Annotated in this window: 8 protein-coding genes; 6 read left to right on the top strand and 2 right to left on the bottom strand. The window is 43.4% G+C overall.

Translation table 11 applies throughout. The features are described from left to right. The 6 genes from QUA16_RS21110 (at position 1) to QUA16_RS21085 (ending at position 9,452) form a co-directional block, all read left to right on the top strand. A complete protein-coding gene (locus tag QUA16_RS21110; RefSeq protein ID WP_333105583.1) occupies positions 1-909 on the top strand; it encodes an ankyrin repeat domain-containing protein in 909 nt (302 codons plus the stop codon). 19 nt (positions 910-928) lie between these two features. Continuing rightward, positions 929-1,906 (top strand): RHS repeat-associated core domain-containing protein, encoded by a 978-nt coding sequence (locus QUA16_RS21105; RefSeq protein ID WP_333105582.1) that lies wholly within the window; start codon positions 929-931, stop codon positions 1,904-1,906. A gap of 126 nt (positions 1,907-2,032) precedes the next feature. Further along, the gene (locus QUA16_RS21100) at positions 2,033-2,902 is read left to right on the top strand and encodes a hypothetical protein (protein WP_333105581.1); all 870 of its coding nucleotides are present in this window, start codon (positions 2,033-2,035) and stop codon (positions 2,900-2,902) included. Positions 2,903-2,914: 12 nt separating this feature from the next. Beyond that, the gene (locus QUA16_RS21095; RefSeq protein ID WP_333105580.1) at positions 2,915-7,939 is read left to right on the top strand and encodes an RHS repeat-associated core domain-containing protein; all 5,025 of its coding nucleotides are present in this window, start codon (positions 2,915-2,917) and stop codon (positions 7,937-7,939) included. Positions 7,940-8,012: 73 nt separating this feature from the next. Next, positions 8,013-8,630: a hypothetical protein gene (locus QUA16_RS21090; RefSeq protein ID WP_015211664.1), complete on the top strand. Its 618-nt coding sequence runs from the start codon at positions 8,013-8,015 to the stop codon at positions 8,628-8,630. A 9-nt stretch (positions 8,631-8,639) separates the two neighbouring features. Further along, positions 8,640-9,452, top strand: coding sequence for a hypothetical protein (locus QUA16_RS21085; protein ID WP_333105579.1), 813 nt, complete (start codon positions 8,640-8,642; stop codon positions 9,450-9,452). Between the two features lie 176 nt (positions 9,453-9,628). Here QUA16_RS21085 and QUA16_RS21080 read toward each other — a convergent pair whose 3' ends face one another. Together QUA16_RS21080 and QUA16_RS21075 are read right to left on the bottom strand one after the other, a co-directional pair. Beyond that, entirely contained in the window at positions 9,629-9,904 is a 276-nt protein-coding gene (locus tag QUA16_RS21080; RefSeq protein ID WP_333105578.1) for a hypothetical protein, read from the bottom strand. 115 nt (positions 9,905-10,019) lie between these two features. Continuing rightward, a complete protein-coding gene (locus QUA16_RS21075; RefSeq protein ID WP_333105577.1) occupies positions 10,020-10,202 on the bottom strand; it encodes a hypothetical protein in 183 nt (60 codons plus the stop codon). Positions 10,203-10,246 lie beyond the last annotated feature (44 nt).

Raw genomic sequence — 10,246 nt, 5'->3', positions numbered from 1 at the left:
ATGCAAAATTCGTCCCCCCTGAAACATAAGGATTTACTAGAATCGGCAGTCTGTGATTTTTTTAGGGGGAATACCAAAAATTTAGAAGAGCTAATCCAAAGCGGATTTGACATTAATATTAGACTTGATGATAATACAACTGCGCTTATGGAAGCAGTTCGAGCCGCAGATATTTATGTTGTTAGATTGCTGGTCGAAGCGGGAGCTGATGTCAACGCTGAGACGGGTGGATACACAGCTTTATGGGATGCAGCCTACTGGGGATTACAGGAAATTTTTGACTATCTTGCGCCCTTAACTTCTTCACAGTTAAGACAAAAAGCAGAAGAGATACTTTCTGAAGGTTTACTGCGTCGCCAGAGATTAGATGATACTTTGACAGAAGACTTCATATCCGCTGCTGCAATGGGCAATGTTGAGGCAGTTATTGCTGCTATTCAAAGTGGAGTTAATGTTAATGCAATTGGTTCAGACGAAAATCCAGCTCTTACTATAGCTGCATACTGGGGTCGGGTAGCTGTGGTAAAGCTTTTGTTAGAGCATAAAGCTGATGCAAATTGTTTTACAGAAGATCAGCATGAAACTCCATTAACAATGGCTGCTCAAGGTGCGGGACTCGCACGATTCTCACACATAACTTCAGTGACAACAGATGACAACCAAGTCGCAATTATTGAACTTCTTTTGGCAGCAGGAGCAGATGTGAATGTAAGAACAAAAAAAGGTTGGACGGCTTTAGCAAACGCAGCTGTTTCTGGAAGTATTAGGGCAGTTAAGCTTTTGCTGGAAGCTGGTGCTGATATTAATGCCAAAGATATTGGGGGTTATACTGCGCTCAGCCGTGCGAAACAAGAAAAAAATCAAGAGATTATTCAACTTCTTTTAGAGTGTGGAGCAAAGGAAGATTGAAGCAAAAGGTTTTTGAGATATGGCTCAGTTTAATTATGATAGTTTTGGCAATTTGCGGAATGGGTCAAGGGTAGCGGCCTCTTTACCTGGGAATGCGGGTGGGGATTTCCGGTTCCAGGGACAGTGGTTGGATGAGGAGACTGGTTTGTATAATTTCCGGGCGCGGTATTATGACCCTGAGACGGGGCGGTTTATGAGTTACGATCCGATCGAGCTGATTGAGATGGAACCTGAGAGTAGCAATCCCTATCAGTTTGTTTACAACAATCCTCATGTTTATAGCGATCCTACGGGGATGTTTTCGATCGCTGAACTTAATTCAACAATAAATACACAAAGTGCCTTGGCTGCTATTAACACCTACGCAAGAGCTGAAGCAAAAGACTACGTTTTGGACAAATTGGGAGAAACCACAGGTAATATTGTAATGAGTGCGTTCGGCAATTTTATGCCGGGTACAAACCTGGCAAAAGATCTTCTTAAAGCCCGTGATGGTAACATATTTGAAGACTTCTTAGACGACACAATCTGCCAGTATTTTGAGGGTCTTCCTTTAATAAATAGTTTACGGTTTTTCCCACAAGTACAGACAAATGGAGATGCAAGGAGTGGCTTCGATTGTTACAATTATAACGACCCCCAGACTCGTAGAATCGTAGAAGAGAATAGGGGGGGGGGTTCTCGCCCAGACTTTGTATTTATAGAAGGTAACTATGCACCGAAAAATCCAAAATCATATCTCATCGGTGATATTAAATTGACTCAAGCTGCTGTACGAAAGGATATAAAAGAAAACGATAACCAATGGCAAGCCATGTCTAACTACGCCAGAGAAAATCAGCTTTTCCCGTTTGTTTCTTATATCTCATTACTAGAAGCTATGCCGGGAGCACCTGATGAGCGTGGTCGCGGTATCTCAAAATCAGATAGGCAAATGATGGCGAAAAAAGCATTCCAACAAGGAGTAATTTTAGTTCTTGCTAACTTTATTGACTGAATTTAAGTTTTTTGTTCTCAGGGTGATATCTAGATTGTTTGATGAGCCGAGTCAACACAAACTAATAGTTAAAGAATATAATTGCTATGTTTTTTAATTATTTTTGTTAAGAATAATTGTGATTTTATGCCTAATAATAACTACGAATATCATAAATTACCAATACAGAATCTCGAAAAATATCGTTTTTATATTGGCAGAGATTTGTCTTACGGATACGATCGTAAAGGAGTTATTTGGCAGGAGCCAGAACTTACAGAAATGCGGAAAAAAGGAGCGATCTTCAAAGAATACCCTTATAAAGTTATTGTCTCGGAAAAGGCACTTCTTGGGGCTATACAAGAATGTTTGGATGGCTCTTGGCTGGCAAGCACTTCATATTTCGAGCCCCCACTGGAAATTTTGGGCTTTATCAATCAATTTTATGCAGTGCGATTCATGCATCAGGTAATCAAAGTACAATATCCGCAGGCAGTTGGCGATGTTCCTTCTTTGCCTTCCGAGCCAGAAAAAACAGACCTACCGCTAAAAAATGCCATAAACTCTACACCAGATTCTTTGGAAGATTACACTTTTACTTTGACTCAAGAATTAGACTGTGAATATGACCGGGAAGGACTTGTTGTGCCGGAACCAGAGGTTGCAGAAATGCGTAGAAAAGGGTTAATAATTACAGCAGATTCTCGCCAATGCGTTTTTTTTGAAAATATACTTTTGGGCTATTTACAAGAATGCCTAGACGGTACTTGGTTGGCGCATAGTCCCTATAATCCTTTCGGTTTAGGAGACACAGCAGTTTTTGGCTTCATCAATAAGTTTTATGGCGTTCGATACTTGCATCAAGTAGTAAAAGTGCAATATCCAGACGAGATTGGGGATTTTATTTATCTCCCTTGGGAAGACAAAGAATTGGAAGGATACGGAACGATAGGAAATAATATAGCATCTCGTGGGTTCAAATTGGCTTTGAGCGATTTGCAATTGATTGTAGACTGATATTAGTAAGGTGTGGCTCAGTTTAACTACGATAGTTTTGGTAATTTGCGGAATACTTCGGGGACAGCAGCTTCTTTACCTGGGAATGCTGGAAGTGCGACTGTTTTTGTAGCAGCAATTGATACTAGCGATGTCAACGCGCCAACTATCAACATTACTCTAGAAGATGATGCAGATATCGGTGCGCCATTCAATATCACCGGCACGATTAGCGACAGCAATTTAGCTTACTATACATTGGAAGTAGCCCCGGTTGGTGGCGGGCAAATTCCGGGCGATGGCGGAGGATTTAAGGAGGTTTATCGGGGAACTGCTGCTGTCAGCAATGGAACGGTTGCGACATTTGACCCGACTGTTTTGGCTAACGGCGCTTACGTTCTCAAATTCACTGCAATAGATACCAACGGTAACGGTTCGACTACTGAAAGGACGGTGAATGTTGCTGGTGATTTGAAGTTAGGAAACTTCCGCTTATCCTTTACCGATTTGACGGTTCCGGTGGCGGGAATTCCGATTAACGTGACTCGGACTTACGATTCTTTGAATGCGAATTCTAGCGATGATTTTGGCTACGGCTGGCGGATGGAGTTCCGGGATACTGATTTGAAGACTTCGCTAAAAGCTGACCCGATTTACGAAGAATTGGGCATCAATACCGCAGCATTTGATAGCAAGACTAAGGTATTCATCACCCTACCCGGTGGGAAGCGGGAAACCTTTACTTTTAAGCCGACTCCGAGTCATTTGAATCAGTATTTAGGGGCTGCTGGGCCGGGGGCGATGATGTACAAGCCGGCTTTTGAGTCTCAGAAGGGTTCGACGGTGACTCTGACGGTTAAGGATGCGAATTTGATACGGAATGAGTACGGCGAGTATTACGGAGTCAACGGGCAGCCTTTCAATCCCGAAAATCCTGCTTTTGGTAGTGTTTATGTGTTGACGACTCAGGAGGGATTGGTTTACGAGATTGATGCGGCATCTGGGGATTTATTGACTGCTACTGATGCGAATGGGAATAAGCTGACTTTTAGCGATGCGGGGATTGCAAGTTCGACTGGTAAGTCGGTGACTTTTGAGAGGGATGTTGCTGGGAGGATTGTCGGTGTTGTTGACCCGGATGGGAAGAAGGTTAAGTACGAATACGATGCGAAAGGGGATTTGGTTGCTGTTAAGGATAGGGAGAATAATGCTACTCGGTTTGTTTATGGAGATGAGGACAGACCGCACTTTTTAACGGAGGTAATTGATTCGTTGGGACGGAGTGGAGTCAAGACTGAGTACGACGAATCCGGGCGTTTGAAGCAGATGGTGGATGCCAACGGTTCTGCGGTGGAATTGATTTACGATCCTAATAATTCGATTCAGAAAGTTAAGGATGTTTTCGGGAAGGAGACGACTTACGTTTACGACAGTCGGGGGAACGTTTTAACTGAGATTGACCCGTTAGGGAAGAGGATTGATAGGACTTTTGATGGGGATAATAATGTTCTGACTGAGACTGTTATTACTAGCGAGTTAAATGCTGCTGGCAATTCGGTTGAGGTGCGGCAAAAGACTGAGTGGACTTACGACGCTAAGGGGAATAAGTTAACTGAAAAAGACCCGTTAGGGAATATTACGCGGTGGACTTATAACAGTCGCGGGCAGGTTTTGACTGAAACCGACGCGCTGGGGAATGCTGCTACTTATACTTATTCTCCTAGCGGGAATTTGCTGTCAACTAAGGATGCGAAGGGCAACGTTAGTAAGTTCAGCTACGATATGAGGGGAAATCTTCTCACCTTTACCGATGCTACTAACAAAGTTACTAACTTTACTTATGATGGTTCTGGTAACGTACTGTCAGTGAAAGATGCTTTAGGAAATACAACAACTTACACTTACGACAGCAGCGGCAACCGTAAAACAGAAACTCGCACTGTAACTACTCCTTCGGGGATGCAAACTTTAGTTACTAAATCCGATTACGATAGTAACGGTAAAGTTACGAAAGTTACTGATGCTGAAAATAAGGTAACGGAGTACAAATACGATGCTAACGGCAATCAAATTGCTGTAATCGATGCCCGCAACAACAAAACCGAATACCGCTACGATAGTAAAGGTCAGCTTGTTGAAACCATTTATCCCGACAATACTCTCGGTAATCCCGCTGACAATTCCCGTACAATTAACATTTACGATAAGGGCGGGCGCTTGCGGGCTAGTGTTGACCGGGATAATTCGGTAACTCACTACAATTACGATGATGCTGGACGCTTAGTTGAGACGATTTATGCCGATACAGTGGATACGCTTTCTCAGTTGATTCAAGCAATTGCACCGAATCAAACTCCTGCTACAATAGACTGGACTAAGGTAATTTATCTCGATGTTTCGCCTGCTTTCCTGTCGGACAATCCCAGAAGTAAGACTGAGTATTACAAGAATGGTGAGGTGAAAGCTAAGATTGATGAACGGGGAAATCGGACTGAGTATCGTTACAATATTAACGGTCAGCTTGAATCGGTTATTTATGCTGATGCTACGCCTGATAATTCTGATAATCCGAGAAGTCGTACTGAATACGATAAGTTGGGACGGACTGTTGCTAGTATTGATGCGTTGGGAAGGGTGACTCGTTATGAGTACGATAGTTTAGGTCGGTTGGTGAAGACTGTTTATCCCGATGCTACTCCTAACAACCTTTTAGACAATCCGACTTCCAAGACTGAATATGATAGTTTGGGTCGCCGCATTTTTACTACTGATTCGGCTGGGAAAACTGTCAAGTACGAGTACGATGCTTTGGGTAGATTGACTGCGGTAGTGCAGACTTTGAATCAGTCGGGAACCAATCCAGTCAATCTGAGAACCGAGTACGGTTACGATGAAGCTGGGCGGTTAATTTGGCAGGAGGATGCTAAAGATAGTCGTACTGAGTTTGAGTACGATAAAAACGGTCGTCGGGTTGTTGTTGAGTTGCCGTTAAATCAAAGGTCGAGTACGATTTATGATGCTGCGGGTAATGTTCAAAGTGTTACTGATTTTAATGGTAATACTATTACCTACGGTTACGATGCTGAAAATCGCTTGACGAACAAACAGTTTTCTGTTATTGGGGAATCTCCCGTTACGTTTACTTACACGAGTGGCGGGCAGATTAAGACTGTTGTCAAAGGGCAGGAAACGACTACTTTTAATTACGATGAATTGGGAAGGTTGGTATCGAGAATTGACCCAGATGGCCCGTATTTGGCAAGCGGGGCGACGATTGAGTACGGGTACGATGCTGCGGGCAATCGCACCTCTGTGAGAACTCCTGCTGGGTTGACTCAGTACGAATATGACGAGCAAAATCGTTTGGAGAAAGTGATTGACCCGGATTTGGCCCAAACGAAGTATTTCTACGATGCTGAGGGGAATTTAGAACGAACACAGTTACCGAATGGGGTGGTGGAAAGTCGGACTTATGATGAGTTGAATCGGTTGAAGTTGTTGACTTATCAAAGGAATGGTGCGACGCTTCAAAGTTTTGATTATAGCTTAGATCCTGTCGGGCATCGGCGAGTTGTTACCGAACAGAACGGGCGCAAGGTTGAGTACGAATACGACGATTTGTACCGCTTGAGGTCAGAGACAATCTTTGCACCTGGGGGAACGGTTGAGAGGACGGTTAGTTACGGTTACGATGCTGTGGGGAATCGGTTGAGTAAGACTGATTCTGTTGGTGGGGTGACGACTTATAGTTATGATGATAATGATAGGTTGTTGAAGGAGGAATTGAGGCCGAATGGGGTGCTGGTTAAGACGACTGAGTATCGTTACGATGCGAATGGGAATACTACTCGCAAGATTGAGAACGGTACTCAAGAGACGGTTTATACTTGGAATCAAGAGAATCGTTTGATTGGCGTTCAAACTCCGACGGGCGAGAATATTAGTTATGCTTACGATGCGGATGGGGTGAGGGTTAGCAAGACTGTTAATGGGGTGACTACTGAGTATTTGGTTGATAAGAATCTTCCTTACGCTCAGGTGTTAGAGGAATCTGTTAATGATGCTTTGATTGCTAGTTACGTTTATGGGTTGGATTTGATTAGTCAGGAACGGGGAGTTAATGATTCGTATTATTTAGTTGATGGCTTGGGGAGTACGAGGGGGCTGACGAATGCGTCGGGTGTGGTGACTGATACTTACAGTTACGATGCGTTTGGCAATTTAATTGCTTCTGCTGGTAATGTAGAGAATGACTACTTGTTTGCAGGAGAGCAGCTTGATGAAGACTTAGGTCAATACTATTTGAGAGAGCGGTATTACAACCAAAGCGTGGGGCGGTTTACTCGGCGGGATACTTATGAGGGCAGCTTTGAAGATCCGATGTCGCTGCATAAGTATCTTTACGCTCATGCAAATCCGGTTACATATACCGATCCGACTGGTTTGTTTAGCGCGGGTGAGGCTCAAGCGGCAGCGGATATTGCTAACACTTTAGCGGGCATACAGTGGGAGAGTGGTAGCCATCTAATCGGAGCTACTATTAACAAAGGTGATTATAGTACGGCAGATTTAGTTATTTCAATGGCGATAGGCTTTGGCTTAGTCACTGGTCCAGTTGCCCTATCTTTCCTACGGAAAGGTGTGGGTGCGAAAAAGCTTTCTTTTCCTAATACTCTACCTGATAATTTGCCTCAAGAGCTTGCTTTAGCACGACGGCTTAATGTTAAACCTTTAAAAGCAGGAAATCCTGCTTTTGATAGAATGATTGATACAGGAGAAAAAGTAAAATGGGCTGTTACAGAAACGGGAGAACTATTTTTTATCCCTGCAATAGTAAATGGGCGAGAAATTGCACATTCTGTTATCAATAACGGCGAACCAGTTTTGGCTGCTGGGGAGGCAATGATTGCGGGAAGTAGAAATCAATACTTTGTCCTAGAAATAACAAATCATAGCGGTCACTACTTACCTAACGGTATAAGTTTAGACATTGGTAGAGCTGCTTTTGAACTAAATGGATTGCATCTGTCACCCCGAACAATAATTGATCGAATTTGAGAGTAGTAAAAATCCCCAAATCGGACAAATATTTGTTTTCACAAAATTAAGTTAGCAAATAGGTTTGAGTTCTATGAATGATGAAGCAGTAATTTTTTTGAACAATCTGTTACAACAAGAACCCAGTAGAGTGCAATCTTGGCTGAACAGCGTTTGGGAAGATCGACAACAAGTGCCCATAAATTTTAACTGGCTTGGGCTAGCCGAAACTGCTGCCTTTAAAGCCAGCGATCTGGCATCTAAATCTGAGGAATACCGTCAGTCAAGTTTAATTTGGGCGCAGATAGCAGTTTTAGTCTATAACTTTTTAGCTCGGAACCGCTCTAATGGAGCTATTCGAGAATCCCTTATAGAATCGTTAATGAACTTGCGTTTATACATGATATTGCAACTCGGAGCGAGGGTTGACGATCCTGTTCTAGATCCGGCACTAATTATAAGTTGTTTTTTTGAAAATTTAGAATTTTCTTACGAAGATACTCTAGCTAAAGCTTCTGTTTGGAAAAAACTTTTTAGAGATAATATCCCCGAAGCGATATCTCAAAAACTTGAATCAGATATGGAGGAACTCAGGAGTTTAAAAAAATTAAAGTTGCGTTTAGGAATCATAAAAACCTTATTAGAAAATAATCGAATAGCTCCAAACCAAGTTCTTCAGGCTTGGGTTTCTATTTGGGAAAATTTACCGTAAAAGGAAAAATTGAACGCTCGCACAACCTCGATGCTGAGTGGAAATGAACTTCCCCCTGTACAAAAGCAGCCAACCCTGTATAAAATACAACAAAACATCGCTCTACCAGCAACCATGACACCGAAAATAACCATCCAAGAACTAGCCCTATCCCTAACAGCCAAAAACCACTCTCCCACCCTCCTCAACTCGGATTTCCTCAAATACAGCGGCATCGTCCCCGCCGATTGGGAACTCGCCCGCCCTCCCGTTTTCAGTCCCCAAATCTCTCAAGTTGCCTTCACCAACGGCATCAATATCGTCGCCCAATCGAACGCCATCACCTTCATCGAATCTCTCTCTACAAAATCACAAGAAGACGTAAAAATTCCTGCCATTATCCGCAAGTACGTTGAAGCACTACCCCGCACCGACTATCAAAATTTGAGCATCAATCCGAGAAGTTTCGTTACCTTTGAAGGGGGAGATGAAAATGCGGCGCGCGAGTTCATCACCTCCACTTTACTCTCGAAAGGCACTTGGTCTGATGTAGGGAAAGCTCCCGTAAAAGCTGCTGTCAATTTAGTTTACTCTCTGGAACAAGGAGAACTCAACCTGAGCGTTGCCGAAGCTTTGTTGCAACTGCAAGAGGCCGAGCCAACTCCCGCAGTATTGTTCTCCGGTAGCTTCCAGTACGAAATAGCAGGCGAATTAGAAGGCGAGAAACTGCAACACTTGTACCAGCTTCTAGAAAATTGGCAGCCTGATTTAGAAGCTTACAGAGAAATCGTCGATCGACGGTTTTTGGGGAAAGAAGTTGAAAATTTGCCGTCTGCCGCGTAAAGGATAAGATTGTGGGGGCGATCGCTGGCGTGTAAACAATGAACAGTTGTGCGATCGTCCGAACGAGGGGTGACTGAATAATTCGTAATTAAAGGTACAAGCTAATGGCCAAATAATTCGGAATTAAAGAAACCGATCACTAATTACGAATTTAGTGCCAGTAAACGAGAGCCTCATTATAAAGCCTGTTCGATCGCCCGTCGCGCCAATTCCACCTGTTCCACAGCATCCAGATAAGCTAGCGCTGCTGCATCCCAAACCACTTTTCTCTGCATCCTGTTCAAGACTATTTTCCCAAACTCGTACACCGTGCCGAAGCTTTGCAGCCTGAGAATTCGCTCAGCTATTGAGCAAAAACTCGGCGTTGGGTTCAATATCGCCACCACATCCGAGTGAAAGAGCGACACCACCTCTGAACCCATATCGACTTTCAAAGTCGCTCCAACTTCCACAATCCGGCCCCAAAATCCATTCCACTTCCTTTGGGCTATTTTTTGTTTAGGAATAAAAGGGATTTTGACAATAACCCAGGAAAGAGCGCTTTACGTCAAGTAGGCTAGCTGGCTTCTATTCTTTGATGGCAAACAAAATCTGGCTCAATCTTTTTCTGGACAATCGGAGGCGCTTGTTGCAACTCACTTCCCGCTTATTGCTATTCAACTGACTCGAATTCTCGGGAAAGTTGATAACCGGCAAGGTAGCGATCGCGTCGATGATGTCTCTGAAGGTAACAGGTTCAAGGGCTGTCATAACACCGCGCCACCAAGAAAATTATTAGTAACTAATCTAATTAT

The organism is Microcoleus sp. S13_C3 (assembly GCF_036700905.1).
In the GTDB taxonomy this organism is placed as follows: Bacteria; Cyanobacteriota; Cyanobacteriia; order Cyanobacteriales; family Microcoleaceae; genus Microcoleus.
This window is presented reverse-complemented; position numbering and strand designations above follow the sequence as displayed.